This window comes from Mycoplana sp. 10N416, from assembly GCF_056394765.1.
Genome location: NZ_JBFTIM010000032.1, coordinates 1 through 15,444 on the forward strand (window position 1 = coordinate 1; position 15,444 = coordinate 15,444).

A 15,444-nucleotide genomic window follows, 5' to 3' on the forward strand; every position below is an offset into this window, starting at 1 on the left:
GCTCGCCACCGCCCCCAACTCGGTAGCGGGCAATGTCCAGGGTACTGCTGTCTACAAAACCCTGCAGTTTTTGCCGAATCGCCGGAGGTATTGGTTGGACGCCAGCCGATAGGGCGTCATCTCTTGATCTAATGATCGCTTTCTGGAGAACTGGAGCAGTCGCCTGAACGATGCCGTCGATCACGTCACCTAGAAGGTCCTCGGCGCGCGCGTTGCCGACACTGCAAAACGTCCCGATGAATGCGAGTGTCGCAAAGGCGCTGCAGATGAATCCACTGCGAGACATTGGCCGCTTCCGATGCTGCCATGGCTAGTCCGATGAAAGATAGGTAGTTTGCGACGGCATTTGAAGAAGTCGACCTGGGCCAACGCAGAGGCGGCCCCAAGCCAGTGCCCGTCGCGCAGAGGGACGTGTCGTTCATTCCGTGGCTCCTGTCCCACAGGGAACTCGCTGCGCTGTTAGCTGATTACGCAGCGGAGAAGATGCCGCATGCCCGCTCAGAAACCCCGGAAGTGGTCGAAAGCCGTTCTCGTGGAGATCGAGTTTGAAGAGGAGTTTGCGGTTCTTCAGGTCGACAACACCCGTGAGGCCGCGGAATGCCTTATGGAGCTTTGGCCCACGTTGGGTGGCGTTGCGTTCCACCGTGCCCTGGTTGTTTGCGCAACTGCCCTGGAGGGCGGCGCTGACGATCGCGGCGCTCGTGAAGCCTTCAGGGCAGCGGCGGAAGAAGCCGATATCTCGTCCCGATCCATTGATCTACTGAGGAGCGAGGCGAATGGACCCGAGGTACTGGACCAAAAGCGTAGAGCTGGAGTTGGGAGGCCTAGCCCAGGTTGAAATTGTGCGGAGCACGCATCAGGCGGCCACCGCCCTTTCGCATTGGCCGCGTGGCAAACAGGGCGCGGCCTACAAAGAAGCCAAGCGAGTCTGCCGGGCTGTTCTGAAACATGAAGCGCCTTCACAAATCGCCCGCGATGCCTTCATTCGCGCTGCTGAGGAAGCGGGAATCCTCATACGGAAGAAGTGAGGGTGCGAGGATGAGTTTTGACGTGTCTCCTGCCATACAGATGGAGCCGATGCGGCGCAGTGCGCCTCCTGTGGCAGGGTGTCTATTGAATTTGACGTGTCGTTCGACGCGACGATTGGAACGTTTTCCACGCCAGCTGATTTCTCCGTCGCGTTTCATTGCCAAGGAGGAACACCATGAAATCGCTGGCTGAGATTTTCGAGCACACCCTGCAGGATGTCTACTACGCTGAAAATGCGATCACCACGGCGCTACCCAAGGTCGCCAAGGCTGCAAAGAGCGCCGACCTAAAGAAGGCCGCCGAAGAGCACCTCGCGGAACGAAGGATCAGATCAAGAAGCTGGAACGGGTCTTCAAGTCAATCGGCAAGAAGGCCTCCGGCGAAAAGTGCGATGCCATCGAAGGGCTGATCAAGGAAGCCGACGGGCTGATGCAGGAGGCCGAGGGTACCGCGCTTGATGCCGGCCTGCTCGCTGCGTGCCAAGCTGTCGAACACTACGAGATCGCACGGTATGGTTCGCTGCGCGAATGGGCGAAAGATCTCGGCCACGTCGAGGCGCATACGCTCCTGAGTGAAATCCTCGACCAGGAGAAGGCGACGAACAACAAGCTCACGAACCTCGCGGTGACGTCCATCAATAAGACGTCGTCCGCTTCGAAGGCCGCTTAGCCGCCGCGCCCCGACCCTAGGTATCGCTGGATACGGAACCAGCGCCAGCGGCCAAGCTGGGAGGGAAGCCCGCTCAAGCCAGTGCGTGGTTCGCCCAACAAAAACGGGCCACTAATTTGGGGGCGCAACTGCTCCAATATCGAGGGTCCATGGCAATTCTGCTGGCCCCTCATCACGAGCACGACCGCTTAGGGCCTAACGCAGTCGAGCCTTGTCCGCTTTGCGCCCCCATTCCCGCCATTCCGAGACCCTTGGCGACCACCCGAAAGCAGATGTCGCCAGCGACAGGACCGGACGACTTCATTGCGCCAGTGAGTGGACAGCACTGGCGGCTGCGTCCGCCTTTGCGGTCTTTATGTTTTCCTTATGTCCCCCGCCAATCATCCCAATCGATATTTGATCTCACGAGGGTGCATCATCCGGACGTCAGAAAAATCCGGAGGATGCCCATGTTCGACATCGTATTTCTTGCCGCCGGCATCGGCGGTTTTGTCGTGCTTGCGCTCTACGCGCGCGCGCTCAGCCGGCTCTAGGAGGGATCGATGATCGAACCTCTTATCGGCCTGTTCGTCGCCATTTCGCTTGCCGTCTATCTCGTCGTGACGCTCGTAGCGCCTGAACGGTTTTGACCCGTCCTCTGCGGAGATTTTCCCATGAACGCCATCGGCTGGCTGCAGATCAGCCTCCTCTTTCTCGCCGTCCTGATCGTCATCAAGCCGCTGGGGCTTTACATGGCGAGGGTCCTTTCTGGCGAGCGCAGCGTCTTTTCGCCAATTCTCGCCCCCGTCGAGCGCGGCCTCTATGTGGCTGCCGGTGTCGACCCGGCGAAAGAACAGGGCTGGCTCGTATACACGCTGTCCATGCTCGCCTTCAGCCTGGTCGGCTTCGCCTCGCTCTACGCGATCCTCAGATGCCAGGCATGGCTGCCATTGAACCCGCAGGGCTTCGGCAACGTCCCTCCCGACCTTGCCTTCAACACGGCCGTCAGTTTCGTCACCAATACCAACTGGCAGAACTACGCCGGTGAGACGACGATGAGTCACTTTAGCCAGATGGCAGGGCTGACGGTGCACAACTTTGTTTCGGCCGCGACCGGCCTCGCCATCGCGCTTGCCGTGACGCGGGCCTTTGCGCGCTCGGCCGCCTCGACGGTCGGCAATTTCTGGGTCGATCTCGTCCGTGGAACCCTCTATATCCTCCTGCCGATGGCCATCGTCGTGGCGCTTGCCTTCATGGCGATGGGCCTCCCGCAGACGCTTAGCGCCTCGGCGGATGCGACGACGCTCGAGGGGGCAAGGCAGACGATCGCGCTCGGACCGATCGCCAGCCAGGAGGCGATCAAGCAGCTCGGCACGAACGGCGGCGGCTTCCTGAACGTCAACGCCGCGCATCCGTTCGAAAACCCGACAGCGCTTTCGAACTATCTCAACATTTTCGCGATGCTGTCGATCTCGGCGGCACTCCTCTACACCTTCGGCCAGCTCGTCGGCAATCGCCGCCAGGGCTGGGCCTTCATTGCCGTCACGTTCTCCTTCCTGATCGTCGGCGCCGGAATCATTTATTGGGCGGAGGCAGCCGGCAACCCCATCCTGACGGCCCTTGGCCTCGATCCGGCGCTCGGCAACATGGAAGGCAAGGAGATCCGCTTCGGCGAGGCGATGACGGCGCTCTACGCGGCGGTCACAACCGGCCTGTCCGATGGCGGCGTCAACGGCATGCACGGGTCGTTCACCGGCCTTGGCGGTCTCGTCCCGATGTTCCTCATGCAGCTCGGCGAAGTCCTGCCCGGCGGTGTCGGCTCCGGCCTCTACGGCCTGGTCGTTTTTTCGATCCTCGCCGTGTTCGTTGCCGGCCTGATGGTCGGCCGCAGCCCGGAACTACTGGGCAAGAAGATCGAGGCGCGCGAGATGAAGTATGCGATGTTCGCCGTACTCATCCTGCCGGTGGCGATCCTCGGCTTCACGGCGATCTCCGCGATGCTGCCGTCGGCCGTTGCCAGTATCGGCACCGCCGGGCCGCACGGGCTCTCGGAGATCCTCTATGCCTTCACATCCGCCACCGGCAACAACGGATCGGCGTTCGGTGGGCTCTCCGGCAATACGCCATGGTACAACACCACCCTCGGTATTGCGATGTTGCTGGGCCGCTTCGCCTATGCCGTTCCCGTGCTTGCCATTGCCGGATCGATCGCCGCCAAGACGCGCGTGCCGGCGTCGAAAGGCACGTTTCCGACCGACACGCCGCTCTTCGTCGGCCTGATGATCGGCATCATCCTCATCCTCGGCGGGCTGCAGTTCTTCCCGGCGCTCGCCCTCGGCCCGATCATCGAGCATTTCGCCATGATCTCGGGCCAGACCTTCTGAAGGAAACCAGGCATATGTCCAGGAAACCCCTCGCACCCCGCCTCTTCGATCCGGCGATCCTTCTGCCCGCAGCCAAGGCCGCCTTCTTCAAGCTCGACCCGCGCCAGCTCGTCCGCAATCCGGTGATCTTCGTGACCGAGGTCGTGGCGGCGGTGGTCACCCTGTTCTTCGTGCGCGACCTCGTCGCCAGCGGCGGCAGCCCGTTCTTTTCGGGCCAGATCGCCGCGTGGCTGTGGTTCACGGTGCTGTTCGCAACCTTCGCCGAAGCCGTTGCCGAAGGGCGCGGCAAGGCGCAGGCCGACTTCCTGCGCCGCTCCAAGTCGGAGCTGACGGCGCGCAGGCTCCTGTCTTCCGAGAGGCGCGAGACGCAGGACGTCCCGGCCACCACGCTGAAAATCGGCGATCTCGTTCTCGTCGAAGCCGGCGAGTTGATCCCCGGCGACGGCGAGATTGTCGAAGGTGTCGCATCGGTCAGCGAGAGCGCGATCACGGGCGAATCGGCTCCGGTGATCCGCGAAGCCGGCGGCGACCGGTCCGCCGTCACCGGCGGCACCCAGGTCCTTTCCGACTGGGTCAAGGTCCGAATCACGACCGCTCCGGGCTCAACCTTCGTCGATCGCATGATCGCCCTGATCGAGGGAGCACAGCGCCAGAAGACGCCGAACGAGATCGCGCTCTCGATCCTGCTCTCCGGCTTGACGCTAATCTTCCTGATCGCCGTTGTCACCCTCTGGGGCCTCGCCGGCTATTCGGCGACCGTTCTCTCGGTCACGGTGCTCTCCGCATTGCTGGTCACGCTGATCCCGACCACGATCGGCGGGCTCCTCTCGGCGATCGGCATTGCGGGCATGGATCGGCTCGTGCGCTTCAACGTCATCGCCACCTCGGGCCGCGCCGTCGAGGCGGCCGGCGACGTCGACACACTGTTGCTCGACAAGACCGGCACGGTTACCTACGGCAACCGCATGGCGAGCGATTTCCTGCCTGTTCCGGGTGTCACAGAACAAGAACTCGCCGATGCGGCGCTACTGGCGAGCCTGGCGGACGAGACGCCGGAAGGCCGCTCGATCGTGGCGCTTGCCACCGGTGAATTCGGCCGGCACGCGCCGGCGGAAAAGATGGATGCGATCATCCCGTTTGCCGCCGAAACCCGGCTCTCCGGTGTCGATCATGCGCGTCGTCGGCTGCGCAAGGGTGCGGTCGACTCCGTCCTGAAGTTTGCCGGCCTTTCCGAGGCCGAGGTCCCCGCCGTTTTCCGGCAGGCCGTCGACAAGATCGCCCGCACCGGCGGCACGCCGCTAGCCGTGGCGGACGGCAACCGGCTCCTTGGCGTCATCCACCTGAAGGACATCGTCAAGCCGGGCATCAAGGAGCGCTTCGCCGCATTGCGGGCAATGGGCATCCGCACCGTGATGGTCACGGGCGACAATCCGATCACGGCCGCCGCAATCGCATCCGAGGCGGGCGTCGACGATTTCCTTGCCGAGGCCACGCCCGAGGACAAGCTCGCCTTCATCCGCAAGGAACAGAAGGGCGGCCGGCTCATCGCCATGTGCGGCGACGGCACCAACGACGCCCCGGCGCTCGCGCAGGCTGATGTGGGCGTTGCCATGCAGACGGGAACGCAAGCCGCCCGCGAGGCCGCCAACATGGTCGACCTAGATTCGAGCCCCACCAAGCTCATCGAGATCGTCGAGATCGGCAAGCAACTGCTGATGACGCGCGGCTCGCTGACCACCTTTTCGATCGCCAACGACGTGGCGAAATATTTCGCCATCATTCCCGCACTGTTCGTGACCACCTACCCGGCGCTCGGGGCGCTCAATGTCATGGGACTCGGATCGCCGCAGTCCGCAATCCTTTCCGCCGTCATCTTCAATGCGCTGATCATCGTTGCGCTCATTCCGCTCGCGCTGAAAGGCGTCAAATATCGTCCCGTCGGCGCGGCCGCGCTGTTGCGCCGCAACCTGCTGGTCTACGGCCTCGGCGGCATCCTGCTGCCCTTCGTCGGAATCAAGGCCATCGACATCGTCGTCTCCACCCTCAATCTGGTGTGACCATGCTCAGTCAACTCCGTCCCGCCCTTGTTCTTACCCTGGCCCTGACCGTGATCACGGGCCTGGTCTATCCGCTGGTGATCACGGGTATCGCGCAGGCGCTGATGCCACGGCAGGCGAATGGAAGCCTGATCCTCAAGGATGGAGCCGTCATCGGTTCCGAACTGATCGGCCAGAACTTTGCCTCCGCACAATACTTCTGGCCGCGCCCCTCGGCGACCGCACCGGAACCTTATAATGCCAGTGCTTCCACCGGCTCCAATCTCGGCACCACTTCCGCCAAGCTCAAGGAGCGCGTGGGCGCGGACATCGCACGGCTGCGGGCCGCAGGTGTCATGGGCGAAGTTCCGGCCGACGCCGCCACGGCATCGGGATCGGGCCTCGACCCGCATATCTCGCCTGAATTCGCGAGGGCCCAGGTTGCGCGCGTCGCCAGGGTGCGCGGCCTTCCAGAACGGGAGGTCAGCGCTCTCGTAGAGAAGTCAATCGACGGTCGCCTGTTCGGTTTCATAGGCGAGCCCCGTGTGAATGTGTTAGAACTGAACCTCGCCTTGGCTGCTTCAGAGAACCGATAAAGCTCGAGACATTGCATGCCCGAGAATGACCGCGAGCGAATAAGCCGCCCTGATCCCGATGCCCTCCTTGCGCTGGTCGACCGTGACACGAGAGGAAAGCTCACGGTCTTCCTTGGCGCTGCACCTGGCGTCGGGAAAACCTATGCCATGCTTACGCGGGCGCGACGCCTCAAGGCAGAGGGCGTGGATATCGTCATCGGGCTCGTCGAGACGCACGGACGCAACGAGACGGCAGCGCTCCTCGAAGGACTGGAGGTCCTGCCGCGCCGCGAGGTGATCCACAGCGGCCGGACGCTGTCGGAATTCGACCTCGACTCCGCCTTGGGCCGTAATCCGCGGATCATGGTCGTCGACGAACTTGCCCACACCAATCTCGGCGACAGCCGCCACCCGAAACGCTACCAGGACATCGAGGAACTGATCGCGGCCGGCATCGATGTCTGGACCGCGGTCAACATCCAGCATCTCGAAAGCCTTTCGGATGTCGTCTCGCAGATCGCCGGTGTGCAGGTGCGCGAACGCATTCCCGACACGGTGCTGGACCGTGCCGACGACGTGCTCCTCGTCGACCTGCCGCCGACAGAACTGATCGAGCGGCTGAAGGTGGGCAAGGTCTATCTGCCCGACAGCGCCAAGCGCGCTATCGATCGCTTCTTCCGGCTGGGCAACCTGACAGCATTGCGGGAGCTCGCGCTTAGGCGCACGGCCGACCGGGTCGACGACCAGATGGTCGACTACCTCAAGCAACACGCCATCGAAGGGCCGTGGGCGGCCGGCGAAAGGCTGCTTGTCTGCATCGGACCCGATTCACTGTCGGAAAAGGTGGTCAGGACGGCAAGCCGTCTTGCTTCGGGCCTCAACGCCGAGTGGATCGTCGTCTCCATCGACCGTGCCGACGGCGAGGACGGTGACCGCGAGGCAATGCGGCAGCTCGATGATACGTTCCGCCTCGCGGAGCGACTGGGGGCGCAGACGCGCCGCGTCATCGGCAACGATTTCGTCGAGGAAATCCTCAGACTCGCGCGACGCGAGCACGCGACGCAGATCATCATCGGCGCGCGGCACAATCGGTTTCCATTTCGGTTCTTTCGTCGTTCGCTGCCCGATGCCCTGGCAGCGCGGGCAGCGGGCATCGGTGTTCATTTGATTACCGACAGGGAGAGCCCCTCTACAAAGCCGAAGCATCCGCGCCCCCGCGTATCGCCGAAAGAGCTTGCCCGCTGGCTCGGTATTGCCGCTACCGCCGTTGGGTCGGCGACGGTGGCCGGCCTCGTCATCGAACGCTTCGTCATCCTGCAGAACATATCGCTTCTCTACCTGCTCGCGGTGCTGGTCTCGGCCACCTACGCCGGCTACATCGCCGCGATCGCCGCGGCGCTATTTTCCGGCCTTGCCTATAATTTCTTCTTCATCGAGCCGGTCGGCACCTTCACCATCGCCGAGCCGCACGAGGTCTTCGCCTTCTTCGTTTTCCTCGTGGTCGCCACCCTTGTCGGCAGCCTGGCATCCCGCATTCGGCAACAGGCGAAGGCGGCCCAGCGGCGGGCGACGGCCGTGCAGGCGCTTTACGACTATTCCCGTACGCTGTCGGGTACCGTCGACGTCGAAGACGTGCTCTGGGCTGCCGTCACCCAGACGCAGAAGATGCTGAGGCGTAACGCGGTGCTGCTGCTGCCGGAGGACGGCGATATTGCCTTGAGCGTCGCCTGGCCGCCGGACACCGAACTCGGCGTCACCGACATGACGGCCGCCCGCTGGGCCTTCGAACGGAAGGAGGCAGCCGGCAACGGAACCGGCACGCTGCCGAACAGCCCGTTCCAGTTCAGGCCGCTGATGACCCCGAACGGTGTCGTCGGTGTTTGCGGTTACGTGCAACGGGACAAGCCACTGGAGATCAACGAGGAGCGGGCGCTGGCAGCAATTCTCGACCAGACGGCGATCGCCGTCGACCGCGCTCGGCTATCGCGCGAAACCCTCGATCAGGCGGCACGCCTCGAAGGCGAGAAGTTCCGCGCCGCGTTGCTTTCGTCCATTTCCCACGATCTGAGGACGCCGCTGGCGACGATCATGGGAGGAGTGACGAGCCTTCGCCAGCTCGGGGATCGGATGCCGGCGGAAAGCCGCGACGACCTCCTGCAATCGATCGAGGAGGAAGGCGGCAGGCTCACACGCTTTGTCGCCAACCTGCTCGACATGACCCGCATCGAGGCGGGAACATTGAATGCCAAGCGCGACTGGGTCGACGTCGCCGACGTTGTGCGCGTGGCCATCGAGCGGGCGCGAAAATACTTCCCCAACCGCGCCTTCGAGACGAGCATCGCGTCCGATCTACCGTTGATGCGCGGCGACAGCGTGCTGCTAGGCCAGGTGCTGTTCAACCTTCTCGACAATGCCGACAGGTTCGGCGGCGACGAGCCTGTCAGCGTCTATGCCCGGCGGGAGGGAAACGAGATCGTGCTTTCGGTGACCGACCTCGGTACCGGGATCGTCCCCGCCGATCTCAAGCAAGTGTTCGATAAATTCTTCCGGAAAGGAAAGCCGGATGGCCGCGCGCGCGGCACCGGCCTCGGCCTTGCGATCAGCAAGGGCTTCGTCGAGGCGATGGGCGGGCAGATCAAGGCCGAAAGCCCGGCAGTCAAGCGTCGCGGCACGCGTATCTCCATGCGCTTTCCGGTCGCTGTCGCCGAACTGCCAAGGAAGGATTGGGAATGACGGCGCAACGTATTCTCGTGGTCGACGACGAGCCGCAAATCCAGCGGTTCCTTCGTCCAGCGCTCGGGGCGGCGGGCTATGAAGTCGTCGAGGCTATGACCGGCGGTGAAGCCATCAAGGCAGCCGCCACCAGCGCGCCCGACGTCATCATCCTCGATCTCGGCCTGCCCGACATGGACGGCAAGGATGTTGTCGCCAACATCCGCACCTGGTCGCAGTTACCGATCATCATCCTCTCAGCGCGCGACCGGGAAAGCGAAAAGATCGCCGCGCTGGATCTCGGCGCTGACGATTACATCGAAAAACCCTTTGCCATCGGCGAGCTGACCGCGCGCATTCGCGCCGCGCTTCGCCATCGCGTCCAGATGCAAGGGAGCCAGGCGCAGCTCTCTACCGACGGCCTTTCGATCGACATGATCAAGCGGACGGTAATCCGTGACGGCGAGCCACTGCGGCTTACGCCGAAGGAATACGATCTGCTCGTCATGCTCGCGCGCCACGCGGACCGCGTCGTGACCCACAAGACGCTGCTCACCTCCGTCTGGGGCGTCGCCCATGGCGAGGACCTGCATTATCTGAGGGTGTTCATCGGTCAATTGCGGGGCAAGATCGAGCGCGATCCCGCAGACCCGAAGATCATTCGCACAGAACCGGGCGTCGGCTATCGCTTTGTCAGACACGACGACTGACGGCTGAGGCACGGCCGAGCCACTCTCCGGCCAAAAAAGTTTGATGACCGCTTTGGGTGATCCCGGACACATGCAACTATGGCTCCGAAGTCTGCTTCCCGCCGATTGTCTCTTCATCGGACAGTCAGCTCACGGCCCCTAAGCGGGCATTGCCGCGCACAGTTCTTCGCCAAAAATGTCGCAGTTGAGCCCAAACGATTTAGCGAGCATGCTAGTCTGGTGGAGCTAACCACATTCGGAGGTCGTCGTGTTCATCAAGACCATCGAACCCGCCGAGGCAACGGGCGAAATCGCAGCGCTTTACGATGCCGAGGTGAAAGCAATGGGACGTGTGATGCAGGCCACCCAGTGCTGGTCCGCACGTCCCGATCTCATCGTTCCAATTGAGAACCTGCTCCATCAGATACGGGACGGATTCTCGCTCAGTCTACTGAACTTTCGGCTGATTACTTTTGTTGCGGCTCAGCATGTCCCCTCAAGCTACTGCTCTCACGTTTATTTCCGCAGCATTTCCACGATGCTTGGGCGTGAACAAGCGCTGGCGGTTCGAAGGAATTACCGCAATGCTGGGCTTAGTGATCAGCAGGTTGAGATGCTGGCCTACGCGGAACAGATCAGCAGCAACGCATCGCAGATAACCGCAGCAGACATACAGCAGCTGCGGGACGTGGGCTTCTCCGATGTCAATATTGCCGATATCGCGTTAGCCGCGTCCTTTCGCAGTTTCATGAGTCGCTACTTCGATGCTGTGGGTGCAACGGTCGAACCGGAGTTTCTCGATACTGATCCAGCAATTAGAGAAGAGATGGCAGTAGGTCGCAAATAGCACAGCGCCAGGTGGCCTGAGCCTATCGAGCGAAGTAAGTCTCTACGCCTGCTTCCGGCGCAAAACGAACTCAATCCTTCGGTGCGGTGACTTCTTCCTCCGAGACGCTGTCGCGGTTGCTGCCGATCTTCTTGGTGCCCACCTGCTGGTCGACGGTGTCGGTGGCATGATCGTCGAAACCGAAGCCTATCGACAGGACGACGAGGCATCTCACAGCTATCGGAGGCAAACGCGTGCCAACGCACCTATGTTTGGTGAGCCAGCCCGAGCCTACGATCGGTCTTATGGACTGCACTGGTGCCTGAATTTTGTCTGCGACACGGGTGGCGCGGTCCTAGTTCGCGCGCTCGAGCCAACGCATGCGGTCGATGCGATGATGGCACGACGCGGGACGGATAACCCATACAAGCTATGCGCGGGGCCTGGAAATGTTTGCAAAGCGCTCAGCGTGACTGGCGAAATGAATGGACTTCCAATTCACGAACCACCCTTTTCGCTGGCACTTCCCATAATTCCAACCCCGGTGGCAAGGGGCGCTCGGATTGGGATCACAAAGCGGTTGAGCGACCTTGGCGATTTGCCGTGCAAGGCTCGCGCTACCTAAGCAAGCCCATTTGAAGTCCCAGGGTCGGCTCTCTTTCGCTACTTCTCGCGTTCAGTCGGATCGAGATCGCTTCTCCTTCGAGGAGCGATCCGAACAGTCCCGCTTTAGGCCACTTTGATAAAGGCGGTCTCAGGCTGCGAGAACGCCCTGGCAAGGCGACCGAGGTGGGTTTCATCATAAACTGAGTTCGTCTCGATACCTTCGATCTCTGCAACTGTGAGACCGCTTGCCACCGACAGGTCTTCGATGGTGTATCCAAGGTGATCGCGGAATGCTTTGACTATGTGAACGCCTTTGCAGATGGCGTCAGCTACGGTCTCAGGCAAAAGTGTCGCTGCCGACATGTTTTGACCTCCGTTATGCCGTGCGGTTCGACGTGTTTTTAGAGTCGCGCATCGACCGCATCCAAGACGCGCGACGAGAACATTTAGTTCTTCGGTTTGGTGAAGAGGGACTCGGGACGGCCCGCTCTCAGAAGTACGAGTCAAGGCCAAAAAAATTGACTATCGCAAGCCTGTATATAAGTCTTTTTGGACATCATGGCAAATGCAGTACTGAAAAGGCGGCATCACGCTGTTCCTGCCAGCCCTGAGGGGCGTGCTGAACGCACCCCAAAATGGTGTGATTGCCCCCGATATGGGTGTTGCCATACAGAATGAACTCGCGATCGCGATGCCGACTTCGTGCAGGTAGCGCCTCCGACGAGAGTGTGGCCGACTTCGTGAATGGCCACCGCCTTTGCAGGCTGCGTCTAGCACGCCTGGCCAAGCGACGAGCTTCTCGGGCGACCCTTGATGCGCACCGCGTGGGCGGGCGTGGTCGAGTCGCCGATGCGGTTCAACTTTCCGCCGCTAGCCCTGACACTGTCACAGCTGGAACGACAGGCGAACAAAAAATTTCTGAGGTCGCGGAACATTTCGAACCCGACCATGTTTGAGCAATCGCTTGTACTGTACACTAATTCGGGCGGCGCTTTCCCCCAACCTGCCGCCTGCCTTTCTTTGTATAGCAAGCAGGTTGCACAGGGCCTTCATGTGGCTCCTCATGGAGGCCCTTCTACTAACGGGAAAAAAGATTCTCGCGCGGGAACCTTTCCAAAGCGAGCTTGTTTATGTGGCCGCTTGAACGTCACTTGAGCGGCGAAACACCCCTGTCCTCGCCGCTCGTTCCTTAGATGACGTTCAAGCACCTTCCCTCCAACGCCCGAGCGCATCTGTCATTCATCATGCCGCGATGCGCAGCCCGGTCCTTGATCTTTTCGCTATGCAGCCGGTGAAGCCGCAAGAACTCATTCAGCACGTCCAGAAACCTAACCGCGTCGGTTGTGGTGCAGTTCCAAAAGAGTGACCAGCCGCTCTTGGTCAACGATGTGCTGTTCGGCTTCAGCGATATGGCGGTCGATCAGGTCCAAAGCTTCTTGATCGGTGGGCATTGCCGGTTCCCTTCAAAAAAGGCAACCGACATTGTACGCCAGATGTTGCGCATGGTGCTTAGTTTTCGCGGTGCCGCTTTCTAACGTTGCTGGTCGGCTGGTCTTCCTCGTGCTGCCGATCATCGAAGCCTGGCGCAGTTCTAACGTTTCGCCTTGGCCTCCGACTTCTTCGAGCCGCCTTCGAGGCTCTTTTTCAGCGCCGCCATCAGATCGACCACGTTGCTCTTGGATGCGGTCGGGAGCTCGATCGGCCTGACGACCTTCTTCAGGCCCTTCTTCTTGGCGGCGATGATCTTCAGCAAGTTCTCCTGCATCGGGTCCTTCACAAACGACGGCGACCAGTGCTTCGTCTGCCCCTGGATCACCTCCTGGGCGACCTCGAGAAGTTGCGGGTCCGTATCAGCCGTGATGCGGTCGAAATATTCGTCCTCGTCGCGCACCTCATCGCCATAATGCAGGGTCCAGACGACGATGCCATTGCCTCGCGGCTCCAGCATGATCGCATGCTCCCTGCGTCCGATAACAAGTCGGGAAATTCCAACGACGTCTTCGGCCGCCATTGCATCCCGGATAACCGCGAAGGCATCTTCGCCGACCTTGCCGTCAGGCACCAGGTAGTGCGCCTTGTCCAGCCAGATCCAATCGATGGTTTCCCTTGGAACGAAGGTGCTGATCTCGATCGTTCTGACGCTCTCGAGGTTGACGGCCTGCAGCTCTTCGTCCTCAAGAAGGACGTACTCGCCGCCGCGGTCAAAGCCTTTGACCTCATCCTCGTCGGAGACCTCCTTGCCCGTGACGCTGTCCACGTAGTGGGAAACGACGCGGTTATGGGTCTCTCGGTTGATGGTGTGAAACCGGACCTTTTCGGATTCGCTCGTCGCCGGTGACATCGCGACCGGGCACGTGACGAGCGATAGCTTCAGGTAACCTTTCCAGTATGGACGGACAGCCATGGTGCCTACCCAGCCTTTCTACGTTCGCCGGACGCTGTTTTCCGTCCCGTCTTTGCAGCGTCTGCCGCCCTCGACTTGGCGGTGGTTCTCGTCCTTCGTTTTTCCGTCACGCCGACGCTCTCCCGCAATGCCTCGAGCAGACTGCTCACGCCTTCCACCTTCGGTGCTTTCGGCGGCTTGATTGTTCTGCCTTCCGCCTTGGCCTGCACCAGTTCCATCAGCGCGGTATCGTAGCGGTCATCGAATTCCTTGGGATTGAAGGTCCCTTTCTTGGTCGCAATGATGTGCTTCGCGAGATCGAGCATTTCGCCTTCAATGTGAACCTTGGGAGCTTCCTCGAAGGCCTCTTCGGCGGATCTGACCTCGTAGTCAAAGTTCATGGTCGAGGCGATCAGGCCGTTGCCGTGGGGACGGATCAGAAGGGTGCGCAAGCGGCGAAACAATACGGCGTGGGCAATGGCCGCCACGCCGGAGCGCACCAAGGCGTCACGCAACAGCACGAACGCCTCTTCCCCAGCCTTGTCGGGTATCAGGTAGTAGGGCTTGTCGAGGAAAACGGTGTCGATTTCCGAGTTCGGAATGTAATCGGAGACGCGTATGGTCTTGTCGCTCTCAGGAACGATCGCGGCGATCTCATCCGGTTCGATAATGATATGTTGGTCTTTCTCGACCTCATACCCCTTCACCTGAGCGTCACGTTCGACGGGCTCCCCGCTGCCACTGTCGATGTATTCTCGACGAACCTTGTTGCCCGTCCTGCGGTTAATGATGTTGAAGCTCACCCGCTCCGCAGAGGACACGGCTGTGTACAAGATGGCGGGGAACGTGATCGCCCCGAACGTCAGAAATCCCTTCCACAATGCCCGGGCCATACTTGGTACCTCCACGGAGCAAGAAACGGTGCGCAAGCCATTTGGTTTCTCTGATTCCCGAATCAAAATGTGTCAAAAAGCGGGCCGATGATCTGTTCCCGGTTATAGATGACATCCAGGGTCCCGTGCGCAGGTCTGCACGTAGCGGGCTAACCCCTTCGACTGCTGTGGGCGGGGTGCCCCTCGGAGAGGAGGTCGAAGCCCTCAGCCCAACGCCCGTATGCTATATGGTGATTGTCGGCCGACCGCCGGGCGATAGCAAGCATCACCTCGGCGGGCGACATCACACGTCATTGTTGATTGTTCTGAACCTGCGCCCTGCCGGAGCGTTCCTTCTCCAAGGAAAACACGGGGCTTCCAATGCGCCACCTCCCATCGACCTCCTCAGTTCCACCCGGAGCCTTCGTGGCTTTCCCGTACGATCGCGCGACCGTCGAGCAGTTCCGCCAGAGTTTCCCCAGAGCACGCTGGGACGATGAGCGGCGAAGCTGGTTCGTTCCCGGCAAGACCGCCGACAGAAGGATTGCGCACTGGATTGATCGCCAGACCTCCGCTCTCGACGCATTTGCTGACGACAAAGGAAGAGATGCTTACGACTTCGAGCCGATCGACAGCCAATATATTGAAGTTGCCAACGACCTGCGGGTGCGCACGCCTTACTCG

At 61.2% G+C, this 15,444-nt stretch carries 14 protein-coding genes and 4 pseudogenes; 12 read left to right on the forward strand and 6 right to left on the reverse strand.

Going from position 1 to position 15,444, the window contains the following annotated elements:
- Positions 1–286: pseudogene (locus tag AC1DDS_RS25360) on the reverse strand (hypothetical protein); the annotation flags it as partial.
- 204 nt (positions 287–490) lie between these two features.
- Here AC1DDS_RS25360 and AC1DDS_RS25365 point away from each other — a divergent pair.
- The 10 genes and pseudogenes from AC1DDS_RS25365 to AC1DDS_RS25410 all read left to right on the forward strand — a co-directional run bounded on the left by AC1DDS_RS25365 (position 491) and on the right by AC1DDS_RS25410 (position 10,920).
- Positions 491–838: a DUF982 domain-containing protein gene (locus AC1DDS_RS25365; RefSeq protein WP_477481376.1), complete on the forward strand. Its 348-nt coding sequence runs from the start codon at positions 491–493 to the stop codon at positions 836–838.
- Entirely contained in the window at positions 777–1,028 is a 252-nt protein-coding gene (locus AC1DDS_RS25370; RefSeq protein WP_477481377.1) for a DUF982 domain-containing protein, read from the forward strand. The genes AC1DDS_RS25365 and AC1DDS_RS25370 overlap by 62 nt, the downstream gene beginning before the upstream one ends.
- A 176-nt stretch (positions 1,029–1,204) precedes the next feature.
- Positions 1,205–1,698, forward strand: a pseudogene (locus AC1DDS_RS25375) (YciE/YciF ferroxidase family protein).
- Positions 1,699–2,240: 542 nt separating this feature from the next.
- Positions 2,241–2,327, forward strand: a complete 87-nt coding sequence (locus AC1DDS_RS25380; protein WP_477481389.1) for a potassium-transporting ATPase subunit F — start codon at positions 2,241–2,243, stop codon at positions 2,325–2,327.
- A gap of 24 nt (positions 2,328–2,351) precedes the next feature.
- Positions 2,352–4,061 carry a potassium-transporting ATPase subunit KdpA gene (gene kdpA / locus AC1DDS_RS25385; RefSeq protein WP_477481378.1) on the forward strand — a complete coding sequence of 570 codons (1,710 nt, stop codon included), beginning with the start codon at positions 2,352–2,354 and terminating at the stop codon, positions 4,059–4,061.
- 14 nt (positions 4,062–4,075) lie between these two features.
- Positions 4,076–6,118 (forward strand): potassium-transporting ATPase subunit KdpB, encoded by a 2,043-nt coding sequence (kdpB, locus tag AC1DDS_RS25390; protein WP_477481379.1) that lies wholly within the window; start codon positions 4,076–4,078, stop codon positions 6,116–6,118.
- Positions 6,119–6,120: 2 nt separating this feature from the next.
- Positions 6,121–6,693, forward strand: coding sequence for a potassium-transporting ATPase subunit KdpC (gene kdpC, locus AC1DDS_RS25395; protein ID WP_477481380.1), 573 nt, complete (start codon positions 6,121–6,123; stop codon positions 6,691–6,693).
- Positions 6,694–6,708: 15 nt separating this feature from the next.
- The gene (locus AC1DDS_RS25400; RefSeq protein WP_477481381.1) at positions 6,709–9,405 is read left to right on the forward strand and encodes a DUF4118 domain-containing protein; all 2,697 of its coding nucleotides are present in this window, start codon (positions 6,709–6,711) and stop codon (positions 9,403–9,405) included.
- Positions 9,402–10,094, forward strand: a complete 693-nt coding sequence (locus tag AC1DDS_RS25405) for a response regulator (RefSeq protein ID WP_477481382.1) — start codon at positions 9,402–9,404, stop codon at positions 10,092–10,094. The genes AC1DDS_RS25400 and AC1DDS_RS25405 overlap by 4 nt, the downstream gene beginning before the upstream one ends.
- Before the next feature lie 247 nt (positions 10,095–10,341).
- Positions 10,342–10,920, forward strand: a complete 579-nt coding sequence (locus tag AC1DDS_RS25410; protein ID WP_477481383.1) for a carboxymuconolactone decarboxylase family protein — start codon at positions 10,342–10,344, stop codon at positions 10,918–10,920.
- 70 nt (positions 10,921–10,990) lie between these two features.
- Here AC1DDS_RS25410 and AC1DDS_RS25415 read toward each other — a convergent pair whose 3' ends face one another.
- Positions 10,991–11,134 carry a hypothetical protein gene (locus tag AC1DDS_RS25415; RefSeq protein ID WP_477481384.1) on the reverse strand — a complete coding sequence of 48 codons (144 nt, stop codon included), beginning with the start codon at positions 11,132–11,134 and terminating at the stop codon, positions 10,991–10,993.
- Between AC1DDS_RS25415 and AC1DDS_RS25420 the strand changes: the two are divergent.
- A pseudogene (locus AC1DDS_RS25420) lies at positions 11,066–11,538 on the forward strand (DNA-3-methyladenine glycosylase). The gene AC1DDS_RS25415 and the pseudogene AC1DDS_RS25420 overlap by 69 nt on opposite strands.
- Positions 11,539–11,628: 90 nt before the next feature.
- Here AC1DDS_RS25420 and AC1DDS_RS25425 read toward each other — a convergent pair.
- From AC1DDS_RS25425 to ku (AC1DDS_RS25440), 4 genes are all read right to left on the reverse strand, one after another.
- Entirely contained in the window at positions 11,629–11,868 is a 240-nt protein-coding gene (locus AC1DDS_RS25425; RefSeq protein WP_477481385.1) for an XRE family transcriptional regulator, read from the reverse strand.
- A 965-nt stretch (positions 11,869–12,833) separates the two neighbouring features.
- Positions 12,834–12,956 carry a hypothetical protein gene (locus tag AC1DDS_RS25430; protein WP_477481386.1) on the reverse strand — a complete coding sequence of 41 codons (123 nt, stop codon included), beginning with the start codon at positions 12,954–12,956 and terminating at the stop codon, positions 12,834–12,836.
- Between the two features lie 140 nt (positions 12,957–13,096).
- Entirely contained in the window at positions 13,097–13,909 is an 813-nt protein-coding gene (ku, locus tag AC1DDS_RS25435) for a non-homologous end joining protein Ku (protein WP_477481387.1), read from the reverse strand.
- A 5-nt stretch (positions 13,910–13,914) separates the two neighbouring features.
- Positions 13,915–14,781 carry a non-homologous end joining protein Ku gene (gene ku / locus AC1DDS_RS25440; protein WP_477481388.1) on the reverse strand — a complete coding sequence of 289 codons (867 nt, stop codon included), beginning with the start codon at positions 14,779–14,781 and terminating at the stop codon, positions 13,915–13,917.
- Positions 14,782–15,186: 405 nt separating this feature from the next.
- Between ku (AC1DDS_RS25440) and AC1DDS_RS25445 the strand changes: the two are divergent.
- Positions 15,187–15,444: pseudogene (locus AC1DDS_RS25445) on the forward strand (hypothetical protein); the annotation flags it as partial.

What these genes read in the sequence shown, in the direction of transcription:
- AC1DDS_RS25365 (WP_477481376.1), top strand. Translation starts at nt 491, where the DNA reads ATGCCCGCTCAGAAACCCCGGAAGTGGTCGAAAGCCGTTCTCGTGGAG.
- AC1DDS_RS25370 (WP_477481377.1), top strand. Translation starts at nt 777, where the DNA reads ATGGACCCGAGGTACTGGACCAAAAGCGTAGAGCTGGAGTTGGGAGGC.
- AC1DDS_RS25380 (WP_477481389.1), top strand. Translation starts at nt 2,241, where the DNA reads ATGATCGAACCTCTTATCGGCCTGTTCGTCGCCATTTCGCTTGCCGTC.
- kdpA (WP_477481378.1), top strand. Translation starts at nt 2,352, where the DNA reads ATGAACGCCATCGGCTGGCTGCAGATCAGCCTCCTCTTTCTCGCCGTC.
- kdpB (WP_477481379.1), top strand. Translation starts at nt 4,076, where the DNA reads ATGTCCAGGAAACCCCTCGCACCCCGCCTCTTCGATCCGGCGATCCTT.
- kdpC (WP_477481380.1), top strand. Translation starts at nt 6,121, where the DNA reads ATGCTCAGTCAACTCCGTCCCGCCCTTGTTCTTACCCTGGCCCTGACC.
- AC1DDS_RS25400 (WP_477481381.1), top strand. Translation starts at nt 6,709, where the DNA reads ATGCCCGAGAATGACCGCGAGCGAATAAGCCGCCCTGATCCCGATGCC.
- AC1DDS_RS25405 (WP_477481382.1), top strand. Translation starts at nt 9,402, where the DNA reads ATGACGGCGCAACGTATTCTCGTGGTCGACGACGAGCCGCAAATCCAG.
- AC1DDS_RS25425 (WP_477481385.1), bottom strand. Translation starts at nt 11,868, where the DNA reads ATGTCGGCAGCGACACTTTTGCCTGAGACCGTAGCTGACGCCATCTGC.
- AC1DDS_RS25430 (WP_477481386.1), bottom strand. Translation starts at nt 12,956, where the DNA reads ATGCCCACCGATCAAGAAGCTTTGGACCTGATCGACCGCCATATCGCT.
- ku (WP_477481387.1), bottom strand. Translation starts at nt 13,909, where the DNA reads ATGGCTGTCCGTCCATACTGGAAAGGTTACCTGAAGCTATCGCTCGTC.
- ku (WP_477481388.1), bottom strand. Translation starts at nt 14,781, where the DNA reads ATGGCCCGGGCATTGTGGAAGGGATTTCTGACGTTCGGGGCGATCACG.